The 23,380-nt window shown below is 60.1% G+C and carries 23 protein-coding genes; 9 read left to right on the forward strand and 14 right to left on the reverse strand.

What is annotated here, in order from left to right; translation table 11 throughout:
* Nucleotides 1-143 precede the first annotated feature (143 nt).
* The gene (locus ACMU_RS04540) at nucleotides 144-1,346 is read right to left on the reverse strand and encodes a pyridoxal phosphate-dependent aminotransferase (RefSeq protein ID WP_035256632.1); all 1,203 of its coding nucleotides are present in this window, start codon (nucleotides 1,344-1,346) and stop codon (nucleotides 144-146) included.
* An 81-nt stretch (nucleotides 1,347-1,427) separates the two neighbouring features.
* Between ACMU_RS04540 and ACMU_RS04545 the strand changes: the two genes are divergently transcribed.
* Both ACMU_RS04545 and ACMU_RS04550 read left to right on the forward strand, forming a co-directional pair.
* On the forward strand, nucleotides 1,428-1,691 hold the full coding sequence (locus tag ACMU_RS04545; RefSeq protein ID WP_035256634.1) for an FAD assembly factor SdhE: 264 nt from the start codon (nucleotides 1,428-1,430) through the stop codon (nucleotides 1,689-1,691).
* Nucleotides 1,692-1,768: 77 nt separating this feature from the next.
* Entirely contained in the window at nucleotides 1,769-2,266 is a 498-nt protein-coding gene (locus ACMU_RS04550) for a MarR family winged helix-turn-helix transcriptional regulator (RefSeq protein WP_201769867.1), read from the forward strand.
* On the opposite strand, the gene ACMU_RS04555 is transcribed toward ACMU_RS04550, so the two are convergent.
* From ACMU_RS04555 to ACMU_RS19415, 4 genes are all read right to left on the reverse strand, one after another.
* Nucleotides 2,263-2,952 carry a DUF1194 domain-containing protein gene (locus ACMU_RS04555; RefSeq protein ID WP_051587967.1) on the reverse strand — a complete coding sequence of 230 codons (690 nt, stop codon included), beginning with the start codon at nucleotides 2,950-2,952 and terminating at the stop codon, nucleotides 2,263-2,265. The genes ACMU_RS04550 and ACMU_RS04555 overlap by 4 nt on opposite strands.
* Before the next feature lie 14 nt (nucleotides 2,953-2,966).
* Nucleotides 2,967-3,395, reverse strand: a complete 429-nt coding sequence (locus ACMU_RS04560; RefSeq protein ID WP_035257490.1) for a VOC family protein — start codon at nucleotides 3,393-3,395, stop codon at nucleotides 2,967-2,969.
* A 72-nt stretch (nucleotides 3,396-3,467) separates the two neighbouring features.
* The gene (locus ACMU_RS04565; protein WP_035256637.1) at nucleotides 3,468-4,820 is read right to left on the reverse strand and encodes a surface lipoprotein assembly modifier; all 1,353 of its coding nucleotides are present in this window, start codon (nucleotides 4,818-4,820) and stop codon (nucleotides 3,468-3,470) included.
* 10 nt (nucleotides 4,821-4,830) lie between these two features.
* Nucleotides 4,831-5,730, reverse strand: a complete 900-nt coding sequence (locus ACMU_RS19415) for a hypothetical protein (RefSeq protein ID WP_161635622.1) — start codon at nucleotides 5,728-5,730, stop codon at nucleotides 4,831-4,833.
* Nucleotides 5,731-5,947: 217 nt separating this feature from the next.
* Between ACMU_RS19415 and thyX the strand changes: the two genes are divergently transcribed.
* A complete protein-coding gene (gene thyX / locus ACMU_RS04575; protein WP_035256639.1) occupies nucleotides 5,948-6,859 on the forward strand; it encodes an FAD-dependent thymidylate synthase in 912 nt (303 codons plus the stop codon).
* A gap of 5 nt (nucleotides 6,860-6,864) precedes the next feature.
* Here the strand turns inward: thyX and ACMU_RS04580 are convergent, their stop codons facing one another.
* The 3 genes from ACMU_RS04580 to ACMU_RS04590 are packed head-to-tail and all read right to left on the reverse strand — an operon-like array spanning nucleotide 6,865 to nucleotide 9,713.
* Nucleotides 6,865-8,139: a TRAP transporter large permease gene (locus ACMU_RS04580; protein ID WP_035256642.1), complete on the reverse strand. Its 1,275-nt coding sequence runs from the start codon at nucleotides 8,137-8,139 to the stop codon at nucleotides 6,865-6,867.
* Nucleotides 8,139-8,642, reverse strand: a complete 504-nt coding sequence (locus tag ACMU_RS18635; protein WP_161635623.1) for a TRAP transporter small permease — start codon at nucleotides 8,640-8,642, stop codon at nucleotides 8,139-8,141. Before ACMU_RS18635 ends, ACMU_RS04580 begins: the two co-directional genes overlap by 1 nt.
* Before the next feature lie 48 nt (nucleotides 8,643-8,690).
* Complete coding sequence (locus tag ACMU_RS04590) at nucleotides 8,691-9,713, reverse strand: DctP family TRAP transporter solute-binding subunit (RefSeq protein ID WP_035256645.1); 1,023 nt, start codon at nucleotides 9,711-9,713, stop codon at nucleotides 8,691-8,693.
* Nucleotides 9,714-9,933: 220 nt separating this feature from the next.
* Between ACMU_RS04590 and ACMU_RS04595 the strand changes: the two genes are divergently transcribed.
* Nucleotides 9,934-10,146, forward strand: coding sequence for a hypothetical protein (locus ACMU_RS04595; RefSeq protein WP_152544509.1), 213 nt, complete (start codon nucleotides 9,934-9,936; stop codon nucleotides 10,144-10,146).
* 146 nt (nucleotides 10,147-10,292) lie between these two features.
* Nucleotides 10,293-10,535, forward strand: a complete 243-nt coding sequence (locus ACMU_RS04600) for a hypothetical protein (RefSeq protein WP_051587972.1) — start codon at nucleotides 10,293-10,295, stop codon at nucleotides 10,533-10,535.
* 63 nt (nucleotides 10,536-10,598) lie between these two features.
* On the opposite strand, the gene ACMU_RS04605 is transcribed toward ACMU_RS04600, so the two are convergent.
* The gene (locus tag ACMU_RS04605; RefSeq protein ID WP_035256655.1) at nucleotides 10,599-10,805 is read right to left on the reverse strand and encodes a cold-shock protein; all 207 of its coding nucleotides are present in this window, start codon (nucleotides 10,803-10,805) and stop codon (nucleotides 10,599-10,601) included.
* 204 nt (nucleotides 10,806-11,009) lie between these two features.
* Between ACMU_RS04605 and ACMU_RS04610 the strand changes: the two genes are divergently transcribed.
* Nucleotides 11,010-11,345, forward strand: coding sequence for an arsenate reductase family protein (locus tag ACMU_RS04610; protein WP_035256658.1), 336 nt, complete (start codon nucleotides 11,010-11,012; stop codon nucleotides 11,343-11,345).
* Here the strand turns inward: ACMU_RS04610 and ACMU_RS18640 are convergent.
* The 5 genes from ACMU_RS18640 to ACMU_RS04635 form a co-directional block, all read right to left on the reverse strand.
* Complete coding sequence (locus ACMU_RS18640; RefSeq protein ID WP_051587974.1) at nucleotides 11,339-12,355, reverse strand: Hint domain-containing protein; 1,017 nt, start codon at nucleotides 12,353-12,355, stop codon at nucleotides 11,339-11,341. The two genes, ACMU_RS04610 and ACMU_RS18640, sit on opposite strands and share 7 nt — an antisense overlap.
* Nucleotides 12,356-12,452: 97 nt before the next feature.
* On the reverse strand, nucleotides 12,453-14,384 hold the full coding sequence (gene thrS, locus ACMU_RS04620) for a threonine--tRNA ligase (protein WP_035256660.1): 1,932 nt from the start codon (nucleotides 14,382-14,384) through the stop codon (nucleotides 12,453-12,455).
* A 170-nt stretch (nucleotides 14,385-14,554) separates the two neighbouring features.
* The gene (locus tag ACMU_RS04625; RefSeq protein WP_035256663.1) at nucleotides 14,555-17,599 is read right to left on the reverse strand and encodes a valine--tRNA ligase; all 3,045 of its coding nucleotides are present in this window, start codon (nucleotides 17,597-17,599) and stop codon (nucleotides 14,555-14,557) included.
* A 160-nt stretch (nucleotides 17,600-17,759) separates the two neighbouring features.
* On the reverse strand, nucleotides 17,760-18,152 hold the full coding sequence (locus ACMU_RS04630; RefSeq protein ID WP_035256666.1) for a COG4315 family predicted lipoprotein: 393 nt from the start codon (nucleotides 18,150-18,152) through the stop codon (nucleotides 17,760-17,762).
* 109 nt (nucleotides 18,153-18,261) lie between these two features.
* Nucleotides 18,262-18,693 carry an Lrp/AsnC family transcriptional regulator gene (locus tag ACMU_RS04635; protein ID WP_035256669.1) on the reverse strand — a complete coding sequence of 144 codons (432 nt, stop codon included), beginning with the start codon at nucleotides 18,691-18,693 and terminating at the stop codon, nucleotides 18,262-18,264.
* A 123-nt stretch (nucleotides 18,694-18,816) separates the two neighbouring features.
* Here ACMU_RS04635 and ACMU_RS04640 point away from each other — a divergent pair, with 123 nt between their 5' ends.
* The 3 genes from ACMU_RS04640 to ACMU_RS04650 all read left to right on the forward strand — a co-directional run bounded on the left by ACMU_RS04640 (nucleotide 18,817) and on the right by ACMU_RS04650 (nucleotide 23,358).
* Nucleotides 18,817-19,950: a type III PLP-dependent enzyme gene (locus ACMU_RS04640; RefSeq protein WP_035256671.1), complete on the forward strand. Its 1,134-nt coding sequence runs from the start codon at nucleotides 18,817-18,819 to the stop codon at nucleotides 19,948-19,950.
* A 62-nt stretch (nucleotides 19,951-20,012) separates the two neighbouring features.
* Nucleotides 20,013-22,313, forward strand: a complete 2,301-nt coding sequence (locus ACMU_RS04645) for a xanthine dehydrogenase family protein molybdopterin-binding subunit (RefSeq protein ID WP_035257497.1) — start codon at nucleotides 20,013-20,015, stop codon at nucleotides 22,311-22,313.
* Nucleotides 22,300-23,358, forward strand: a complete 1,059-nt coding sequence (locus tag ACMU_RS04650; RefSeq protein ID WP_051587977.1) for a DUF2235 domain-containing protein — start codon at nucleotides 22,300-22,302, stop codon at nucleotides 23,356-23,358. Before ACMU_RS04645 ends, ACMU_RS04650 begins: the two co-directional genes overlap by 14 nt.
* Nucleotides 23,359-23,380: the final 22 nt, after the last annotated feature.

The raw sequence follows: 23,380 nt of genomic DNA on the forward strand, positions 1-23,380 counted from the left end.
TTCAGGTTTTCTTGCCCTTCAAGCCATACCAGCCACCCGCGTGCTGCGCAAACCCCAAGGCAGGCGACAGCCCGAGGGGACCCGCCGAAAGGCGGGCCACGAGATCAGGGCAGCGCGCCAAAGGCGCACAATTAGGCAACAGTTCAGCTAAGACCAGCGCAGAAGCGTTGGATCCGTGTGCAAGCCTCTTTCAACGCCTCGTCCGAAGTTGCGTAGGAAACGCGAAAATTCGGGCTCAGGCCAAAGGCCGCACCAAACACCACCGCTACACCTTCTTCTTCCAGCAGTGCACTGGCAAAAGCTTCGTCATCGGCAATCACCGTTCCACCGGCCGAGGTTTTGCCAATGCAACCTGCAACCGACGGGTACACGTAGAACGCGCCTTCGGGTGTCGGGCATGCGATCCCTTCGGCCGCGTTCAGCATTTCAACCACCAGGTTGCGGCGGCGCACAAAGGTCTCGTTATTCGGAGCCAGGAAATCCTGCGGGCCGTTCAGCGCCTCCAATGCGGCGAACTGGCTGACCGAACAGGGGTTCGACGTGCTTTGGCTTTGCACCTTGCGCATGGCCGCGATCAACTCCACCGGACCGGCCGCATAGCCGATCCGCCAGCCGGTCATGGCATAGGCTTTCGACACCCCGTTGCAGGTCAGCGTGCGGTCATAAAGACCCGGTTCCACCTGCGCGGGCGTGCAAAACTCGAACACGTCATAGACGAGGTGTTCGTACATGTCGTCGGTCATTACCCAGACATGCGGGTGGCGCATCAACACCTCGGTCAACCCCTTCAGCTCGTCCCAGCTGTAACCGGCCCCGGTGGGATTCGACGGCGAGTTGAAGATCAGCCACTTGGTCTTGGGCGTGATCGCCGCCTCAAGCTGCTCTGCCGTCATCTTGAAGCTGTTTTCGATCCCGCATTCCACCGCAACCGGCGTGCCGCCAGCCAGCAGAACCATATCGGGATAGCTGACCCAGTATGGTGCAGGGATGATCACCTCGTCGCCGGGATTCAGCGTGGCCATCAGGGCGTTATAGAGGATTTGTTTGCCGCCCGTGCCAACCGACACCTGCGCGGGCTCGTAAGTCAGGCCATTGTCGCGTTTCAGCTTGGCACAAATCGCATCTTTCAGCGGCGGGATGCCGTCAACGGCGGTGTATTTCGTCTCGCCCGCATCAATGGCGGCCTTGGCGGCATCCTTGATGTTTTGCGGCGTGTCGAAATCGGGCTCACCGGCGCCAAGGCCGATCACGTCTTTGCCCGCGGCCTTCAGCTCGCGCGCCTTGTTCGTGACCGCGATGGTCGGCGAGGGTTTGACACGCGACAGGGTATCGGACAGGAACGGCATCTGAAAGCTCCGGGATTGAAGTTAAACCGGCTCCGTCATAAGAGCAGGGCACCCGGCGTTCAAGCGCGAAAGGATCGTGAAATGACTGAATTGCCCCGCGACATACGCCTGAAACGGATTTATATGCGCGCCACGCACCGGGGCATGAAGGAAATGGATGTGATCCTTGGCCGGTTCTGCGATGCCGAGTTGGCCACGCTGGATGATGCAACGCTGGATCAGTTCGAGGCGATGATGCAGGAAAACGATCAGGAGCTGTTTACCTGGGTTACGGGGCGCGTCGAGGCGGCGCCTGAATTTGCAGATCTGGTTGCCCGTATCACCTCGGTCGCGACACCGCGCTGAACAGACAATTTTCTTTAACCGAATCTTTGAACATCTGGCCCAAGGTCGGCTCTGACCAGAAATGGACGGAGAAGATTATGAGCATGCAAGCCCCCTTTGCCGCGGCCAAGACGCGCGGGTACATGACGGGCTACCTCGAGGCGCTGGCGCTGGTTGAGCGGCTGCACCGCCTTTTGCTCGACGTGATCAAGGACGAGTTTGAGCGTGTTGGCGAGTTGGAAATCAACCCGGTTCAGGCATTGTTGCTTTTTAATGTCGGCGACAACGAGGTAACAGCGGGCGAATTGAAGAGCCGGGGGTATTACCAAGGCTCCAACGTGTCCTACAATCTCAAGAAACTTGTCGAAGCAGGCTATATGCACCACCAGCGGTGCGAGATTGATCGGAGGTCAGTGCGTGTCAGGCTGACGGCGCGCGGGCGGGATATTCGCGACCTGGTCGCGGATCTCTTTGCCCGCCACGCTGTTGGTCTTGAAGAAAAAGGCGCCGTTGGCTTTGAAACGCTTGAAGATATTACCGCTGCTTTGCGCCGGATGGAGCGGTACTGGACGGATCAGATCCGCTATATCTATTAGCCGCCTTTGGGTGCTTGGATAGTCGTGTTCCCGAACACCTGCAATTCAACCTCGCGGTACAGTTTCTTGTGCATTGCACGTGCGAAGTCACTGTAATCACGCGCAATCTCGATAAACGAGCCGGGGCCCCGCAGGACCTTGTCGATGTGGAAATCGTACAAGGTTTGGTCGTCCGTGGTACTGCCGCCCACAGCCAGAACATTCACCGTCGTTTCGGCCAGAACACCCCGTCGATACGCAACCGCCGGTCCGTAGCCGTCGTTATTCACACCGTCACTTGTCAGGTCCAGCGTTTGGAAATCGCATCGCGGGGCGTCGGCAAACATCTGGTCGGCAAAATCAAGACTGTGTCCTATGGCGGTCGGATCGCCGCGCAGGGTCCGTCGTGACGTTTCAACCTGTGAGGCGACGGCATTTATAGCTTGTACGCTGTCCAAAACGCGCCAATCGACAACCACGACCTGCTTATAGCGCCCGCTCCACTCGTAGATCGCCAAGGCGACAGAGGCACCTTGCGGTGTTAGCAGGGCTTTCTGAACATCTGGTGCGCGCAGGGCCGCGGCCATACCGGCGCGTTGCAACGCGTCTTCGCGGGCATCCACCGAGGATGAGATATCCAAACCGATCAACAAGGCCAGCCGACACGCCGCCTGCGCCGGTGCGGCGGCCCCGCAAAGGGCCGCCAAAAGGGCAAATGCCCTTACCAATGTCCGGTATTTCCCATCGAGGTCCAGGGTTCGGCCGGCTCTTTGGCTTCGCCGTCCTGAAGGATCTCGATCGAGATATTGTCGGGGCTGCGAACGAAGGCCATACGGCCGTCATGGGGCGGGCGGTTGATCGTAACGCCGGCATCCATCAACGATTGGCACATCGCATAGATATCCTCGACCGCATAGGCAAGGTGGCCGAAATGGCGCCCGTCCGATGGCAGCCCCTCGTCACCGTCCCAGTTATAGGTCAGCTCAACCGGGCAGTCCTCGTCGCCCTCGGCAGCCATGAAGACCAGGGTAAAACGACCCCCTTCGCTTTCATGCCGACGCGTTTCGCGCAGACCCAGCAACTCATAGAACGCAATAGATTTGTCCAGGTCCTTAACCCGGACCATGGTGTGCAGATATTTGACTTTCACGAAGGTCACTCCTGTTTAGTGGCCTCAGATTATCATTAATCTGTGACAGTGTTAGGGGCGCGGCCTAAAAAATCAAAAAGCCGAGCGAAATCCGAAAGTCACTCCGTAATCACGGGTCTCATATAGACCCACGTTAGAAAGATTTTGGGCCGCCGAAAAGCTGATTTCTGGTGCAAATCCGAATTTTTCCAATTTGGGTAAAACGACCGAGATCTCGGCCGAAACCCCCCGGTCCGCGCGGCGTTCGGTGCCGAAAAAGGCCTCGTCATAGTGACGCCCGTCAAAGGTCAATCCCGCGGAAAGCTGCATTCCGGCAACCGGTTTTGCCCGTGTCCAGGTGATGCCAGCGCTCCATCCTTCATGGGCGGTTGCGCCACCGTCCGACGCCGTGTCGCGCAGTGAAAGACTGTATTGCAGGCGGTCACCATTGCCCATTTTCTGGCTCAAGGCGGTCTGTGCCGTCCATGAAACCGAGGAATTGATAGGATCATTGATTCGGGTTTGGCTGTCGCCCAGCAACGCAAAGCTGAGGCGTTTGGTCTGCGAAATTGGAACCGTTTGGTCCACAGACAGCCGCACGAAGTCGACCAGGGGCGCACCTGCGTACCACCCCCGGCCCGCACTGACGGCAGCCGTGGTTGGACCTGCCGATGGGGTCGCAAAGAACGTGGTGCCAAATGTCAGTTCCGCTTCGTCATATCGCAGGTCGCTGCCGGTCAGCGACACGGCCTGTGCTTTCGCGGCCGAGGACAAGGTGTAGCGCCGCATTTCAACCGCGCCGCCGCCAAAGACCCACATCCTCTCGGACAATTGCCGGCTGTATTCCGTGTCGGCGCTCAGTTGGTATTCCATGCCGGAGAGGGCTTTGGCATCCCCGTTCAGGGTCTGCTCGATTCCGTCAATAATGACGGTGTCGGACTTGGAGCCATTGTTGACGTTGGAATTTGGCGTTGCCCCGAAGCTCAGATTGGATGACCAGGGATTGCGGTCGCGCACATATTGAAAGTCGCGAATGGCGTTTGCTTTTAGCCGTTCGTCGGGTGCCAGATCCACGGCGCGTCGCAGCCAAAGCTGTGCCCGGGTGCGCGCGCCTTTGGACGACAGCGCCTGCGCAACAACCATGGCGGCTGCATAGCGCTGAAGGTCTGTCTGGGCCAGATCAAACGCATCTTTGGCCAAGGCAATCGATTGGTCGAATTCCCGAAGATCCCGGACAGCGCGTGCCTGCAAAAGCTTGGCCGAGATATCGCTGGCGTCGCGTTCAAGAAGGGCCGCAGCCAGATCGCGTGCAATCTCGGGCTGCCCGGTTTTCAGGGCCGTTCGTGCTGCATCTCGGATCTGTCCGGGGGACAGATCCGTCGCTTCGGCAAAGCTCAGGGCAGGGCAGAGCGCCAGCCAAGCCGCAAAAAGAAGGGCGCGCCGCATGACGGCCCCCTTATGGCGTCTCGATCGCGATGAAGGCGCCGGTTTCCTGGAAACCGATGGTGGCGTCGTCCGGATCCGTGCCTTGAACAACGATGACGCCCACGATTTCGTCCGCATCAGCGCCGCCAATGATGCCGTAATAGTTGCCCTCTTCGAAATCGACAAAGGCACCGGCGCCCGCATCGAACCGCTGACTGCTGGCATTGCCGGTCAGTTCGCCGGCATCCGAGATGTCACCCGTGGCAAGGATCAAGGTGGGCAAGGTGTCCACCAATGCGCCGCTTGTGTCGAAGATTTGCCGATTGGTCAGTGTGCCTTCAACGGCACGGGTCGACACGAAGTCTTCGAAATCGACAATCAACTCGGCATCGGCGGTGGTGTATTGAATGCCGCCCTGGCCGCTGAACACGCGCAGACCGGCATAGTCACCCTGAAACGTTGCCTGACCGGTGGTTGGCAGCACAACCTCACCGTCACGGGCATAGACAAACCCCCCAAAACCAAAGCCCAGGTAGGAGCCTGTACGAACAACGGCGACACGGCTCAGCCCGCTGGCACTTTCCAGATACAGCGCCTTGTACGCGCGCCGTTCGGTGGGGTTGTTGTTTTCATAGACGCGGAACCCGTTCAGGGTCGCAACCTCGTCGTCGCGGTCGTAGACACCGGTGCCATCAAAGGCCAGGTTATCCACGGTGAAGGTATCTGTGCCGGGGTCATAGGTAATGGCGCTTGCCTGCCCCTCTTCCTCGAAGCGTTCAATCGGATCGCCGGGGCCCAGCGTGGGGTCTCCCACGTCGTCAATGTCGCCAGAGACACCAATGGTTACCAAGTTGGTGCCATCATCACCTGCACTGCCACTGCAGGAGGCAACCGCCATAATGGCGGCTATTGTTGCTGCTTGCCGAAACATGAACCTGCTCTTTTTTTGACTGCTTCGTATTTTTGTTGGCAAGGGTCCGGGTTAAGGGCCCAAAAGTCAACGATTATTGATTCGCCCCTGATGACCCGTTGCCGAAATGCCCGCGGCAAAAAATCGTCGCCAAACCGTATGTGGCGGTTTTCGGGCGCGCACGCCATAGATATAGTGGCAGAGCGACTCATGCCCCAGACCAAGAGGATCAACACCCATGCCGCTGAGCCCCGAGCAGATTGCCGAGATCGACGCCCTGCGCGCCAATGCCACGCCAACGCTGCGCGCCGTGTCCGAAGGGATGGAGGGGCATCTGTACACCGCCTATCCGGTGTTGGACCACGGGTTCGTGCGGGTGATCGACTATATGGGCGATGACGCGGCGATCTGTCAGGCGGCGCGGGTCAGCTATGGCAAGGGCACCAAATCGGTCAGCAACGATGCCGGGTTGATCCGCTATCTGATGCGGCACTGGCACTCGACCCCGTTCGAGATGTGCGAGGTTAAGCTGCACGTGAAGCTGCCGGTTTTTGTGGCGCGGCAATGGATCCGCCACCGCACCGCGAATGTGAACGAATACTCGGCCCGCTATTCGATCCTGGACCGCGAATTCTATATCCCCGAGCCCGACGCGCTGGCGGCGCAGTCAACGGTGAACAACCAGGGGCGCGGGGCGGCGCTGCAGGGGGCCGAGGCTGCGCGGGTGCTGGAGATTCTGAAATCCGACAGCCACCGCGCCTATGACAATTACGAACAGATGATCAGCCAGGACGGCCAGGACGGGTTGGCGCGCGAGCTGGCGCGGATGAACCTGCCGGCCAATGTCTATACCCAGTGGTATTGGAAGGTTGATCTGCATAATCTGTTTCATTTCCTGCGCTTGCGGGCCGATGCTCATGCGCAATATGAGATCCGCGTCTATGCCGACGAGATCTGCAAGATTGTCGCCGACTGGGTGCCGCACGCCTATGCCGCGTTCGCTGATTACCGCATGGGCGGGGTGAACCTGTCGGGCTCGGCCATCGACTGTATCCGCCGCATGCTGAAGGGCGAAGAGGTCACGCAAGAGGCATCGGGCATGTCCAAGGGCGAATGGCGCGAGTTTCAGGCGGTGCTGAGCGACGGCTGACCGGGTCAGGTCAGCAGGTTCGGCAACCACACTGACAGCGCCGGTACCAAGATGATCAGCAGGATCACGACAAACTCGGCCACCAGAAAGGCGGAAAGTTCGCGCAGCAATGGCAGCATGCCGATCTTGGCGATGCGCAGGATGATGAACAGGTTGATCCCCACCGGCGGCGTGATCATCCCCATGGTCAGCGTCAGGATCGCCACCATGGCGAAATGCACATCATCAATGCCCAGGTTGCGCGCCACCGGGGTCAGCAGCGGGATAAAGACGATGATGATGATCGTCGGCTCCAGGAACATGCCCAGCACCAGCAGCAACCCGACGCTGCCCAGCATGAACCGCACCGGCTGATCGGCGAACCAGATCTGCAGGATTTGCGTGATCGAGCCGATGCCCTCGATGATCAGCACATACGAGGCCAGCGACACCATCGCCACCAGGAAAAACACCGTGGCGCTGGACCGCGCGGCGTTTTGCAGGCCGGTCCAGAAGCTTTTGAGCGTGATCGACCGGAACACGAACACACCCAGCAACAGCGCGTGCAGGCAGGCAACGCCCCCGGCCTCGGTCGGGGTGAAGACGCCACCCACCGTGCCCCAGACAATCACCACCGGCAGTGACAAAACCGCGAGCCCGTCGATCAGCAACCGCCATGTGGGCGTGCCGTCGTCGGCGACGCGTTGCGGTTCGGGCAGACCGCCGCGCCGGCCCTTCACAAAGATCACCGCGAAACAGGCCAGCCCGAACAAAAGCCCCGGCACCACGCCCGCCACAAACAGCGAGATCACCGAAACCCCCGTAATCGCAGAATAAATCACCGCGGTGATCGAGGGCGGGATGATCGGGCCGATAATCGCGCTGGCCACGGTGACGGCCGACGAGAAGGCGCGCGAATACCCCTCGCGCGCCATGCCGTGCACGAAGATCTGGCCCAGGGCGGCAGTGTCGGCGACCGAGCTGCCCGAGATGCCAGAGAAAAAGATCGAGGCCAGAACATTGGCATAAGCCGTCGCGCCGCGGATGCCGCCCACGATCCGGCGGCTGAGCAGCACCAGCCGGTCGGTGATGCCGGCGGCATTCATGATCTCGCCCGCCAGAATATAGAACGGCGCTGCCAGCAGCGTCATGCTGTCGATCGTGGTGATCAGGCGGGTGGGCACCACTTTCAGGTTCAGACCGGTCTCGTGAATGCCCCACAATCCGGCAAGCCCGAAGGCATAAGCCAGCGGCAGACCCAGCAACAGGAACAGGATAAAGGCGCCGATGACAACGGGCATCAGCGCACCTCTTCCACGCGCCGCAACGCGCACAGAAAGCTGTAACCGGCGGCCAGCAAGATACCGATGCCCGCCAACGGCACGGCGGCATAAGGCAGGCTCATCGGGATGCGGGCCGAGGGCGAGCGTTGTCCAAGTGCGGCCAGCGCCCCGCGCGTGCCCAGCCAGACCAGAAACAGCGCCAGAACAATCGCCGCCGCCGCCCCGAACAGCCGCAGCACTTGGCCCATCGTCGGGTGGCTGGCATAGGGCAGCTCTAACCGCATGTGGTCAGACCGCACCTGCGCGGCAATGGCCCCCAGATAGGTGACCCAGATATTGCCGTATCGCATGGCCTCTTCGCTCCACGACAACGGCGCCTCTACCACGTAGCGAAAGAAGATCGACAGTGCGTTCACGCAGACAATCGCCAGCAGCATCGCCGCCGCCAGGTTCAGCGCCCATTGGTCAACGCCGCGTACCAACCGGCTGTATCCGTTCAGGAAATTCATCTGCTCACCCACCACCAGACCCCCACCCGCGTTGCCGCGGGAAGGGGCGGGAGAATTTCGTCAGTTGCCGTAGACCTGCTCGGTCGCGAGGTCGACTGCGGCCAGGTAATCGGCCACGATCTCGGTGCCCAGAAGGCCCTCGATATAGGCGCGCACACCGGGCTGGGCCACGTCGCGGAACATCCGCTTTTCAGCCAGCGAGTTGATATAGACCTCGGTCCCCATGCCTTCCAGCTTGGCAATGGCCTCGTCCATCTGCGCCTGTTTGGTGGCCTGCGACAGCTGCGCCAGCAGGATCGAGCCGTCTTTGAGGATCTGCTGATGCTTGGCCTCCAGTCCGTTCCACCATTCGTCATTGGTGATGACAAACTGTACGCCCAGCACGTGTTCGTCGGCCGACACAAATTTCTGCACCTCGCCGATGCCCGAATTGGCGATGGTCGGGATCGGGTTTTCCTGCCCGTCCACCACGCCTTGTTTCAACGAGATCACGATCTCGGTTGCCGGCAGCGGCGTGGGCACCGAACCCAGTGACCGCATCAGTTCCATAAAGACCGGGCTTTCCATGGTGCGCATCTTCAGGCCCACCATATCTTCGGGGGTCTTGATGGTGCGGACATTGTTGCTCATCGATCGGAACCCGCTTTCCGACAAGGCCAGCGTGCGCACGCCGGTTTGTTCGCGCATGTCGTCGGTCAGGCCCTTCATGAAGTCGCTTTCAAAAAGCCGCCAGGCCACGGTGGAACTGGGCACCGCATAGGGAATCGACAGCACCTGAACCGGCGGATAAAAGCCAGCGATCGCGCCATCAGCCGGGAACGACATTTCCAGCGAGCCTTGTTGAACCTGTTCGAACATCTCGCGGTCGCCACCCAGCGATTGGGCGAACAGCTTGATCTCGATCTCGCCGCCGCTGCGGGATTCGACGAAATCCTTGAAGGCGGCAATGGCCTGATACTCGGCAATTTCGGGTGACGCGAAGGCGCTGGCGAATTTCACCGTCACGTCGGCCGCGTGCACAGCGGTGGTCGCGCCAACCGTCAAAACGGCGGCCGCAGCCCATTTGGATAGTGTGTCGAACATTGGATTTTCCTCCCAGAAATCGATTCCAACTTGCAATGGATAGTTCGCATTTGAATAGAAGCAGTTCGAATATGAATGAGTCAAGCGAATTTAACCCCCGCATCTTGTTGCAACGCGCGCGACAATCCGTTTCCCGGCCGCAGGCGCATTGACTTCAACCCATGCGCGACTACCGTTTATCCAATGATTTCAATCGCGCATGGCGCAAATGGGGGCGCAAATGCTGAGAATTGCTGCGTGCACGATCTGTGCGCTGACGATTTGCCTGGTGCTGGTGTCGCGGCATGGCGGGCCGGCGGATCGCCTCAGCTATGGGGCGCCGGGGGCTTGCGGCGCGACGGCGCCTTCGCAAGACACGCCGGCCACGTGCCTGCCTGGCCCTGAATACATTTACACCAAGGTGCGCACGCTCTTTGCCGGGCCGCCGGAATAGGGCGCGGGCTGTCTCGCGTATTTGTGTAACAAAAGTGTCGTAATTCTGTTACAATAACTTCACGAAGCAGTCGTGAGGTGAAAACGCCCGTGTCCATTTTCCGTGTTCTAATCGTATTTGGTTTGGTTCTATCCGGACAATCCGCAATGTCTGCGTCACCGATCGCAGAGGTTGTCTGTGCCCCACGCGACGAGATGGTACAGCGACTGGAGCGGCAAATGGGCGAGCGCAAAGTGGCCAGCGGTTTACGTGGGCCAGAAGAGATTATGGAAATGTGGTCGTCCGACCGCGGAGACTGGACGTTGGTGATGACCTATGCCGCCGGGCACAGTTGTATCGTGGCGATGGGCGAGCATTTTGTGCCCAGTTTGCCCCGCGATCCGGCTTAAGCAGCAACGGATATCAAGAAAGCGCCACCCGGCGGGGCAGCGCTTTGTGTCATGTCTAAAGATTTAAAGGGGTTTCAGATCGCCAGCAGACTGGCGACCATCACGGCCATCAATCATTTCAAATTCGATTTTCATGTTGTCGCGCAGACCTGTCAGGCCGGCACGCTCAACTGCCGAGATATGAACAAAAACGTCTTTGCCGCCGTCATCAGGTGCGATGAAGCCATAGCCTTTGGTTGTATTGAACCACTTTACGGTACCGGTGGGCATCCCGGATCTCCTTCGTATCTTGCGCCCCGTACTGGTGGGGCAATTCACAGCCAGATTGTTCCAATTCGTCCTGCTGCAACTTAAGGAGTAGCGGGGGCATTGAAATTCTGTCGTCGTGGACAAAGCATGGGGGGCGAATCGCGCTAAAATCAAGAAATAACTGGAAACTGCCATAAGTTGAGCGGTGTCCGTATCGAGGGTGAGATGACAGAAAAAAAAATTCTGGGACTGAAGAATTGCGACACGTGTCGCAAGGCCTTGAAGGCGCTGCAGGCGGGGGATGACACGGTTTCCCTGCAAGACGTGCGCGAGGCCCCGCTGACCGAAGCAGAACTGCAGACGTTCCTTGATGCCTTTGGTGAAGCGTTGGTCAATCGTCGTTCCACCACATGGCGAACGCTGTCCGACGAGGAACGCACAGGTGATCCGTTGGCTTTGCTGCAAGCCCACCCAACATTGATGAAACGCCCCGTAATTCAATCCGGCGACCAGCTGTTTCTGGGTTGGTCGGCATCGACGAAAGCGGCCTTAGGTCAATAGACCAACAACCGCGCATCAGCCGACCGAATGGTGGGCAGGGCGGACTGCACCGCCTTGCTCTGCCAATCCGGTACAAGGGCATTCAATTCGTTGAGTTGTTCCGCTGAAAGCGTTGCCCGCGCCTCGGGGCCGGTCAAAAGTGTTTCGGACCACGCCCCGTTCGCAAGGACCAGTGAGTGCTTGGGCAGCAGGATGTGGAAATAGGCCACCGAAGGCGTGCCGCGTTCAACGGTAATGGTTGTGTCGTTCAGCAAGGCCTTTGCAGAGACCAAAACCGAAGGTGCGCCAAACAACAATTCTGCCCGCCATCCATTGATCGCCATGCGATGCTGTGGCGAGACCAGCAGGTCGCGACGCGGCGTGCCGTTCCCCAGCGCGCCTTTGCGAATACGGATCGGCGCCAGCTGCGGCGCGCGCGCAAGATGCCACAAAGACAAAAGACGCGAACCAACCCATTGAACCGGCTGTGTCCCGTCATCCCGCGTGCGCACCAAATCGCCGGGCCGCAGATCCTGAACAAGCGTGTAACCGTCCGGTGTCGCGATCCGGGTGCCTTTGACAAAGCAGATCGACGAAAATGGGATATCGACACCGTCTTGCGAGTCCGCGATCGTGTAAGTCTGCCCGGGTGTCAGCGGCTCTGAGGACAGGATGATCTGGTTTTGACCGGAATTCGAGGTGCCATCGCCGATCCTGGCAACCCATAATGTGATGCCTTCTTCGGTTGTCAGGCTGAACTCCAACTCGATATGCGAGCCGGCGGGAAAGGTCGTGTCGCCAAGGGTCAGGTCACTGTTCAGGACCGAAAAATCACCCGTTTCCTGAAAGGCGTCTTCGAACATTGCGTCGTCATCCGTTACTGAAAACCCCACAGTTTCAGCGTCACCGGACAATGTCGTGCTGGTACCTTCCAGCCTTGACCCCGTTGTTTCCTTGTTGATGGTCCGATTGCTGCCCAAGCGGCCGGAAAAATCCTCGATATGGTACCCTTGTACAAAGTAGTTCGCCATTTAACATTCCCTGATTACACGGCTCGTATCTGCGAGCCGAGCCCGGCCGAAATGCGGATCGACCGGGGCATTTTCAGGGCAACAAGTAAATTATGACCTACTTCAGGTCGGGTGGGGTGGCCTCGGCCGCAAGCTCTGTCGCAACAGTGTTCAAATCGACAACAGCGGTGGATTTTTCGCCCAGTTTTCGAACAGTTACGGTGCGGTCCTCTACCTCTTTCATGCCAACGGCCAGAATCACAGGAACCTTGCCCAACGAGTGTTCGCGGACCTTGTAGTTGATCTTTTCGTTGCGAATGTCTGCTTCGGCCTGAATACCCTTGGCCCGCAAAGTGGCAACCACTTCGTGCACATAGGCGTCGGCGTCTGAAACGATGGAAGCCACGACAACCTGGCGGGGCGCCAACCAGAACGGCAACTTGCCGGCGTGTTGTTCGATCAGGATGCCGGTGAAACGTTCCAACGAGCCAAACAGCGCCCGGTGCAACATGATCGGCGCGCGTTTTTCACCCGACTGCGTCACGTAAGTGGAGCTGAAACGTTCGGGCAGGTTATAGTCGACTTGCAACGTCCCGCATTGCCAGTCGCGTCCGATGGCGTCGCGCAGGACATATTCCAGCTTGGGTCCATAAAACGCCCCTTCGCCTTCAAAGATCGTATAGCTCATCCCGGCCTGGTCCAGCGCTGTTTTCAACGCACCCTCGGACCGGTCCCAGCTTTCATCGCTGCCAATGCGGTTCTCGGGTCGGGTGGACAGTTTCACATGCACATCGTCAAAGCCGAAATCGCTGTAGATCGACAGGATCAGGTCGTTGACCTTCAGGCATTCCTCGGTCAGCTGTTCATCCGTGCAATAGATATGCGCGTCGTCCTGCGTAAAGCTGCGTACCCGCAACAGGCCATGCAATGCGCCCGAGGGCTCGTACCGGTGCACCTTGCCAAATTCGGCGATTTTTACCGGCAGGTCGCGGTAGCTTTTGATGCCCTGGTTGAAAATCATCATGTGTCCGGGGCAGTTCATCGGTTTGAGCGCGTATTCGCGGTCATCCTGCGTTTCGGCCAGAAACATGTTTTCGCGGTAGTTCTGCCAGTGGCCCGACAGCTCCCACAGGGCTTTGTCCATGATGTCGGGCGAGTTGACCTCGACATAGCCCGCGGCCTCCTGCCGGCGGCGCATATAGGCGATCAGCGACTGGAACATTCGCCAACCCGACGGGTGCCAGAAGATGGAGCCCGGGGCGACCTCTTCGAAGTGGAAAAGGTCCATCTCGCGGCCCAGCTTGCGGTGATCGCGCTTGGCGGCCTCCTCCAGCATGGTCAGGTGGGCTTGCAGGTCTTTGCGGTTTTTGAAGGCCACGCCATAGATGCGCTGCAGCATTGCGTTGTCGCTGTCGCCGCGCCAATAGGCACCGGCCACCGACATCAGCTTGAACGCATCGGCGGGCACCTGGCCTGTGTGCTGCAAGTGCGGGCCGCGGCACAGGTCCTGCCAGTCGCCATGCCAATACATGCGCAGCGGTTCGTCGCCGGGGATGGCATCGATCAGCTCCACCTTATAGGGCTCGCCATTGTCCTCGTAGTGCTTGATCGCGCGCGGCCGGTCCCAGACCTCGGTCCGGACAGGGTCGCGCAGGTTGATGATGTCCTTCATCTTCTTTTCGATCAGTGCCAGGTCTTCGGGCGTGAACGGCTCGGCGCGGTCAAAGTCATAATACCAGCCATCCTTGATCACCGGGCCGATGGTGACCTTGGTGTCGGGCCAGATCTCCTGCACGGCGCGGGCCATGATATGGGCGCAGTCGTGACGGATCAGTTCCAGCGCCTGTGCGTCGTCGGCGAGCGTGTGAATTGCGATGGACGCATCGTTATCGATGGGCCACTGCATGTCCCAATGCGCGCCGTTCACCGTGGCCGAAATGGCCTTTTTGGACAGCGATTTGGAAATGCTTTCCGCAACTTCACCCGGCGTTACACCGGCGTCATAGTCGCGCGCATTGCCATCGGGAAAAGTGAGAGAGATTGTGGCCATTCTGCTGGCTCCTCGTCGGTTTGGCGCCCACGGAACGCCCGGTTGCGGGTTATAGTGTTGCGGGGCGTTTTGGCGGGGAAACGAGGGGCTGTCAAGGCCGCTCATCGGGCCTTGCGGCCCTTTTCGCGCGGGGTTGCGAAAAGGGCCCGGAGGGTCCGATGAGCAATGTGTTAGGCCATTTCGGCAAGTCGCTGCAATGCGGCATCAAGCTTGGCTTTTTCGTCTTCTTTCTCGGCCGCCAGTTCCTTGGTTTCCTCGATCACTTCGGCCGGGGCCGAGGCGACGAATTTGGGGTTCTTCAAACGCCCCTGCAGGCCGCCCAGCTCCTTGGCCAGCTTGGCCAGCTTTTTCTCGAGCCGGGCCTTTTCAGCCTCGACATCGATCAGACCCGCCAGCGGCAGCACGATGGTTGCGCCTTTGGCCGTGATCGGGGCCGAGCCTTTGGGCACCGCATCGGCCTCGGTCAACTCGGACACGCGGGCCAGTTTCTGGATCAGCGGCGCGTTGTTTGCCCAGGCGTTCCGTGCGGCGTCATCGGCGGCGACCTGCACCAAGGGCACGAAGTCACCGGCGGGCACGTTCATTTGCGCGCGGACAGACCGGATGCTTTCGATGAGGTTGATCACCCAATGGATCTCTTCATCCGAAGCCGCATCCACCAGCTCGGCGCCATAGCTGGGCCATTCGGCGTGGATCAGCATTGTGTCACGATTGCGCTGTGCCCAGAGTTCCTCGGTGATGAACGGCATGATCGGGTGCAGCAGGATCAGCGACTGATCCAGCACCCAGCCCATGGTCTGCTGTGTCTCGAGACGTACCGAGGCATCGCCGAACATCGGCTTTGTGAACTCGTTGTATTTGTCGCAGACCATCCCCCAGAAGAACGCGTAAAGCGCCTGGGCGGCATCGTTGAACCGGTAATCCGCCAGCGCGGCGTCGACGGTTTCGCGGGTGCGGCCCAGCTCGCCCAAGATCCATTTGTTCACCGGATGGGTGGGGGTGGGGCGGGTGGTGGTGTCAACCTCGAACACGCCGTTCATCTCGGCCAGGATATGGGATTGCCAGATCTTGTTGCCGAAATTGCGGTAACCTTTGACGCGCTCCATATCGAGTTTCAGCACCCCGCCCAGCGAGGCCATGGCGGCCGAGGAAAACCGCAGCGCGTCGGCACCGAATTCGTCGATGATATCCAGCGGGTCGACGACGTTGCCGACAGATTTCGACATCTTCTTGCCTTTGGCGTCGCGGACAAGGCCGTGCAGGTAGACCTCGGTAAACGGGACCTCGTCCACCACGGCCAGTTGCATCATCATCATGCGGGCAACCCAGAAGAACAGGATGTCCTGGCCGGTGATCAGGGTGGAGGTGGGGAAATAGCGTTTGAGTTCGTCGGTGTCTTCGGGCCAGCCCAGCGTGCCGATGGGCCAGAGGCCCGACGAGAACCAGGTGTCGAGGACGTCGGGGTCGCGGCGCAGAATGACAAAGTCATCGCTATCTGTTAGTACTGCCGTTTCCATTGCATCCTCAAAAATGTCATTGCCTTCAACATGCGCTATGACTTTGGATTTTTCATAGAACGCCTGAGCAAGTTCAAATGCTTCATCTTCGCTCGCCGCACAGAATGGAACCAGCTCGGAGCTGTCATAGTCCAATCCGAAACACGCTTCTTTCGCGTCAACCTTGGGCCCGTACCAAACCGGAATTTGATGCCCCCACCACAGCTGGCGGCTGATGCACCAGGGCTCAATATTGTCGAGCCAGTGATAGTAGGTTTTCTCGCCCGATTCCGGCAGGATTTTCACCGTGCCGTCGCGCACCTTGTCCAGCGCCGGGCCGACGATTTTTTCGGCGTCCACGAACCATTGGTCGGTCAGCATCGGTTCGATCACCACTTTGGAGCGGTCACCGAAGGGCTGCATGATGGGTTTGTTTTCGACCAGCGGGATCTTTGCGGGGGCTTCATCGGCCCCTTCGGGGCTCTCTTCAGCGGCGGCGGGGTTGGGGACCATCACGGCCAGCCCTTCTGCGGTGATCTGGTTGACCACCCGTTTGCGTGCCTCGAACCGGTCCAGACCGCGCAGGTCGTCGGGGACGAGGTTGATGGCGTCGGCCTCACCCTCGGTCAGGGTGCGTGCGCCCTGGGCCACGGCCATGGCGATGGTGGCCTCGTCAGCATAGGGGTTGCCGTCGGCGCGCATGGCGCCCTTGGTGTCCATCAGGCGGTACATCGGGATGTCGCCGCGCCGTGCCACCTGGTAGTCGTTGAAATCATGCGCGCCGGTGATTTTCACCGCGCCCGAGCCGAAGTCGGGATCGGGGTATTCGTCGGTGATGATGGGGATCAGGCGGCGGTGTTCCTTGGGGCCAACGGGGATTTCGCAGAGCTTTCCGACAATTGGCGCGTAACGTTCATCTGACGGGTGCACGGCCACCGCGCCATCGCCCAGCATGGTTTCGGGCCGCGTGGTGGCGATGGAGATATAGTCGCGCGTTTCGCGCAGGGTGACATTGCCGTCTTCGTCTTTCTCGACATATTCATAGGTGGCACCGCCGGCCAGCGGGTATTTGAAATGCCACATGTGGCCGGCCACTTCGATGTTCTCGACCTCGAGATCGGAGATGGCGGTTTCGAAATGCGGGTCCCAGTTGACCAGGCGTTTGCCGCGATAGATCAGGCCCTTGTTGTAGAGATCGACAAAGACCTTGATGACGGCGTCGTGGAAATTGGGACCTTTGCCCTTGTCGGGGTCGCCGGACGCGCCGCCCATGGTGAAGGCCTCGCGCGACCAGTCGCAGGAGGCCCCGAGGCGTTTGAGTTGACCGACGATATTGCCGCGCGATTTGACCTTTTGCTGCCAGACGCGGTTTGTGAAGGCCTCGCGGCCCATCTCGGCGCGGCTGGGTTCCTGGTTGGCGGCCATCTCGCGCTCGGTCACCATCTGGGTGGCGATGCCGGCGTGATCGGTGCCGGGCTGCCACAGCGTGTCAAAGCCGCGCATTCGGTGCCAGCGGGTCAGGATGTCTTGCAGCGTGTTGTTGAAGGCATGGCCCATATGCAGGCTGCCGGTCACGTTGGGGGGCGGGATCATCACGCAGAAGGTGCCGGTTTCGGCGTTTTGCACATGTTTGCCGGCGGTGAAGCACCCGGCCTCTTCCCAGGCTTGGTAAAGGCGATTTTCGGCTTCGGCTGCGTTGAAGGTCTTTTCCATCGGCATGGAGGTCTGTCCCGCGTTACGTGGCAAATTTTGCCTGTCTTAGCGTGCGGAACGGGTAAGGGAAAGGGGGCAGGGGGCTTGCCGCCCGGACGCGGCGCATAACCGGGGAAAACCGGGATCCGGGCGGCGGTTGCGCGGGGGTGCCGCGCAACAGGGGGCGTTACGGTTTGGCGACGTGCCAAACACCGCCAACGCCGTCACCGTTCACCTCACCTGGCGCGGTGTCACCAACCCAGAAATACAGCGGTTCGCCGTCATAGGCCCACTGGCGGCTGCCATCGTTGCGGTCAATGACTGTCAGTTTGCCATTGTCGTGGGCACTGTCCGCGGCCAGCAGCGGTGGCCAGCTGACAGCACAGTCACCATTGCAGTTCGAAACATTGCTGGTGTCTTTGTCGAATGTGTAAAGCGACATGCCGTTCGCGTCGGCCAGGATCTGGCCAAGGGCGCTTTCCGTCTCGACAACGACAGCGGCGCCGTGACCGGCGGCATTGGCAGACAAGGTGGTCAGGCCGACGAAGGCGGCGGTGGTGAGGATCGAAACAATACGCATGAGGGTCTTCCTTGGGTTCTAGCCGCCGGCCTGTCCGGCGTTTGCACCGAGGTAACGCACGGGCTGGCCCGGTTATTCCGCCGCAAGGAATTTTTTTTGAAAAATGGTCTCAGAGCCCGCGATCGATCTTTGTCGACAGGTGGATCAGGCTTTCAGAACCCCGGATGCCGGGCATCTGGCCAATCTCGTCCAGCACTTCGTCCAGCGCGGCGGGGGTGTCTGCGACGGCTTCGGCCAACAGATCGAACCGGCCCGAGGTCGTATGTACAGCGATGATCGCGTCAATGGCCCGCAACCGAGTCAGGATAGTTGGCTGCGCGCGCGGCTCGATTGTAATCAGGACGGTTGCCCGCAGGCGGTGCTTTACCAATGCCGGACCCGGACGCAGGGTATAGCCACCAATGATGCCACTTGTTTCCAACCGCTCGATCCGCGCCTGAATAGTTGTGCGCGCCACATCCAGACGCCGTGCAAGGACCGAAACCGAAACACGCGCGTCCTCGGTCAACTGAGTCATGATCTTGCGGTCGAGAGTGTCCATGCAAATTGCCGCTTCTTTCGTCAGATTGATCGGAGTTTTGGGCAAAACACCCGATCTGACAAGGGGAATTGCCGTGATTCCGGGGCACAATGAATGTGAGGCAGGAAAAATCGGAGCAAGTTCATGGAGTTGTCCCAACAGATTTATCATGACCCGTCCAGCTACCTGGCCCGACACAGGCCGGACGCACCAGTGGTGTTTCTGAGCCCGGCCAAGGTTCAGGCACAAGCCGCCGGGTTCATTGCGGGCTTTCCGGGGTTGGTCACCTATGCTGTGAAGGCAAACCCCGACCCCTTGGTGATTGGCAATCTGACCGCGGCGGGGATCACGGCATTCGACGTTGCCTCGCCACGCGAGATCGCTTTGATCCGCGAATTGGTGCCAGGCGCGGCGCTGCATTACAACAACCCGGTGCGGTCGCGGGCCGAGGTGGCGGCGGCGGTGGCGGCGGGTGTGGCCTCGTATTCGGTGGATGCGCCGTGCGAGCTGACCAAACTGGCCGAGGTTTTGCCCAAAGGCACCGAAGTGTCGGTGCGGTTCAAACTGCCGGTTAAAGGGGCGGTGTATGATTTTGGTGCCAAGTTCGGCGCAACGCCTGATACGGCGATCGAATTGCTGCAAAAGGTGGCTGCGGCGGGTCTGACGCCGTCGTTGACCTTTCACCCTGGGACGCAATGCACGGACCCGGCTGCCTGGAGCAGCTATATACTTGCCGCGGCGGATATTGCGCGCAATGCGGGGGTGCGGCTGGCTCGTTTGAATGTTGGGGGTGGGTTCCCCTCGCACCGCGCAGGAGATCGCCCCCGGTTGCGACCGATCTTCAATGCCATCCGAGAATCCACACATATGGCATTTGGCGGGCTGCCCCCCAAACTGGTTTGCGAGCCGGGCAGGGCGCTGGCTGCCGAGGGATTGAGCCTTGCCGTTCAGGTGCGTGCAGTGCGCAATGGCCGCGAGGTGTTCCTGAACGATGGCATTTATGGTGGCCTGGCCGAAGCGCCCCTGATGGGCAATATCAACCGTTTGCAGGTTCTGCGACCAGATGGGCAACGCCGGGGTGGCCCGTCGAAATCCTGGCCGGTTTTTGGGCCGACCTGCGACAGTGTCGACAAGTTACCGGACTCACTGATGCTGCCCGAAACCCTGGCCGAGGGAGACTATATTCTGATCGCCGGGATCGGGGCCTATTCAACAACCACCGTAACGCATTTCAATGGTTACGGAAGGCATAAAATCTGCGTGGTTATGGAACTTTAGTCTGCACTGGACAGTTGGCGATTAGCCATTACGTTGGCATCGACAACCTGGGGGAGCAGGCCATGACAAAATTCGGAAAAAGCCAGACCGTAAACCGTGTCGAAGACCCGCGCCTTCTAAAAGGTGAAGGGCAATATGTGGAAGACAGCGCACCGGATGGGGCCTTGTTTGGCTGGTTCCTGCGCTCGCCTATCGCACATGCCGACATAACCGAACTGGACGTAAGCGATGCGCGTGCGGCGGATGGTGTTCATGCGGTGATAACCGCAGCTGACATGGAGGCCGCCGGTGTGGTGATGGGGCTGGCAGCATCAACCATTCAGAACCGCGACGGCACTATGGGTGCCGCACCTGAACGCCCGGCTCTGGCCAAGGGGCGGGTACGGTTTGTCGGAGAACCGGTTGCCCTGATCCTGGCCGAAACGCTGGAACAGGCACAGGACGCGGCCGAGATGGTCTTGTTCGACTTTGACGAGATCGAACCGGCCCTTTCACTGAGCGGCGAAGGCACGCAGATCCACCCCGAGGCACCGGGCAATATCGCCTTTGACTGGGAACTTGGCGACGCCGAGGCCACGCAGGCCGCCTTTGACAGCGCGGCGCATGTGGTCTCGACCGATGTCACCGGCAACCGGGTGATGGCCGTTTCGTTGGAGCCGCGTGGAATGTGGGCCAACTGGGATGGCGCCAAGCTGACGGTTGGCTATGGCGGGCAGGGGGTCTGGGGGCTGAAACGCGACCTGGCTCGGCACCTGTCGCTGGAGCCCGAACAGGTGCAGGTACTGACGCCCGATGTGGGCGGTGGATTTGGGATGAAGGCCTTTGGCTATCCCGAATACATCGCGCTGACCCATGCGGCGATGGTGCTGGGCAAGCCGGTGCGCTGGATGGCGGACCGCACGGAATCCATGCTGTCAGACAATGGTGGCCGCGCGCTGCAAACCCGGGCTGAACTGGCCTTTGACGAGAACCACAAGGTGCTGGCTTATCGTGTGCATACGCGGTCGGATCTGGGCGCCTACAACTCGCAATTCGCGCAATACATCCAATCGAACCTCTTTGCTCGCGTGTTGACCGGGGCCTATGACGTGCCGGTTGCCCATCAATCCGTGCAGGGCGTCTATACCAACACAACGCAGGTCGACGCCTATCGCGGCGCAGGGCGGCCCGAGGCGATCTATGTACTTGAACGTGCCATGGATAACGCGGCCAAAGTTTTGGGTGTGGATGACTGGGAGCTGCGCCGCAAAAACTTCATTCCCGTGGCGAATTTCCCCTACAAGACCGTTTCGGGCGAGCTTTACGATGTGGGGGATTTCCGGCGGGTGTTGGGCCGTGTCGAAGCCGAGGCGGATCGCGACGGATTTGCGGCACGCCGCACGGCATCAGAGAACGCGGGCAAACTGCGGGGGATGGGCCTGTCCTATTACGTTGAATCGATCCTGGGCGACGATAACGAGACCACGACGTTGGAGTTCACCGACGAAGGCCGGGTGAATGTCTATGTTGGCACGCAATCCACCGGGCAGGGACACGAAACCGTTTATGCCCAGTACGTGGCCGATGAAACCGGCATTCCCGTTGAACTGGTGGATGTGGTGCAGGGTGACAGCGACCGCATCGCCCATGGCGGCGGTACAGGCGGCTCGCGCTCGGTCACGGTGCAGACTGGTGCGAACTATGCGGCCGTGCAACAGACCATTGCTGCATTCACGCCCATTGTCGCCGATGCGATGGGGGTTGAAGGAGAGAGTGTCAGCTTCGACGACGGCACCTTCCGCAGCCCCGGTTCGAACCAGACGCCCAGCATGCTGGATGCGGCCGAGATGGCCCGCAAAGCCGGTCGCGAAGACCTGCTGCGGCAAGAGGCCAGCCAAAAGATCGACGGCCGGTCTTTCCCCAATGGCGCCCACGTTGCCGAGGTTGAGATTGACCGCGAAACAGGGCAGGTTGAGGTGGTGCGCTATACTGTGACCGACGATTTCGGCAATATGCTGCATCCTACCCTGGTCGAAGGGCAGGTGCATGGCGGCGTGGTGCAGGGCATCGGCCAAGCCATCACCGAGCGTGTGGTGTTCGACGAGGACGGGCAGCTGCTCACGGCAACGTTCATGGATTACGGCATGCCGCGGGCCGATAATGTTCCCATGATGGGGTTTACCACCGAACCCGTGCCTTCGACCGCGAACATGATGGGTATGAAGGGCTGTGGCGAGGCTGGCACTGTCGGCGCGCTGGGTGCTGTTGGCAATGCCGTTCTCGACGCGCTTTGGCCGTTGGGCGTAAGGCAGGCCGATATGCCGTTCACGCCTTTACGTGTGTGGGAGATGATGCAAGAGGCAGGCAGGGGTGACGCTCAGTAAGCGCATATGGCATTGGATCACCGGCCGCCGCACCCCGGCGCAACAAACACGCGCCGTCGGTCGGCAGGCCCTGACCCATGTTATCATTCTGGACGGCACATCCAGTTCGCTTAGCGAGGGGCGCGAAACAAATGCCGGGCTGACCTATAAACTGCTTTGCGAGGCTCCGCCCGGTGCGGGCCTTTCGCTTTACTACGAAGCCGGCATTCAATGGACCGATTGGCGATCCACCAGCGACGTGGCGATGGGGCGTGGCATCAACCGGCAAATTCGCCGCGCTTACGGCTATCTGGCGTCGCGATACCACCCCGGCGATCGGATTATCCTGATGGGCTATTCACGTGGCGCCTTCGCCGTTCGGTCTCTGGCCGGGGTTGTTGACGAAGTTGGCTTGCTCAAGGCAGAAGAGGCAACCGTCCGCAACATCCGCCAAGCCTATCGGCACTACCAATGCGCAGGCGACGACACGATCCGTGCCGCGTTCCGCCGCAGGTTTTGCCACAGCGATGCAAAGATCGAGATGATCGGCGTCTGGGACACGGTCAAGGCGCTGGGCTTGCGCCTACCGCTTCTGTGGAAGTTGACCGAACCAGCCCATGCGTTCCACCACCACCATCTCAGCAGCGTCGTGAAACACGGCTTCCACGCGCTCGCTCTGGACGAAACGCGCACCGTCTTCCAGCCGGAGTTATGGGAATGTGACGAAGGCCGCGAGGGCCGCGTTGCCCAGATGTGGTTCCGTGGCAGCCATGGCGACGTTGGCGGGCATCTCAACGGTGTTGTCGAGGCGCGCCCGCTGGCCAACATCCCATTGGTCTGGATGCTGGAACGCCTCGAAGGATGCAATGTGCCCCTGCCCGAAGGTTGGCGCGCGCAGTTTCCCTGCGATGCGTCTGCCCCATCGGTTGGAACACTGCGCGGATGGGGCAAACTCTTCCTCATTCGTCGCAAACGTGTCGTTGGGCAGGACCCATCGGAAAGCATCCACCCATCCGCGCAGGCGGCCACGGGTACAACGCAATCCGAACCGCAGCCACAAATGTGAACCCGATCGTCCCCCACCTGCC

The sequence above is a fragment of the Actibacterium mucosum KCTC 23349 genome (assembly GCF_000647975.1).
In the GTDB taxonomy this organism is placed as follows: Bacteria; Pseudomonadota; Alphaproteobacteria; order Rhodobacterales; family Rhodobacteraceae; genus Actibacterium; species Actibacterium mucosum.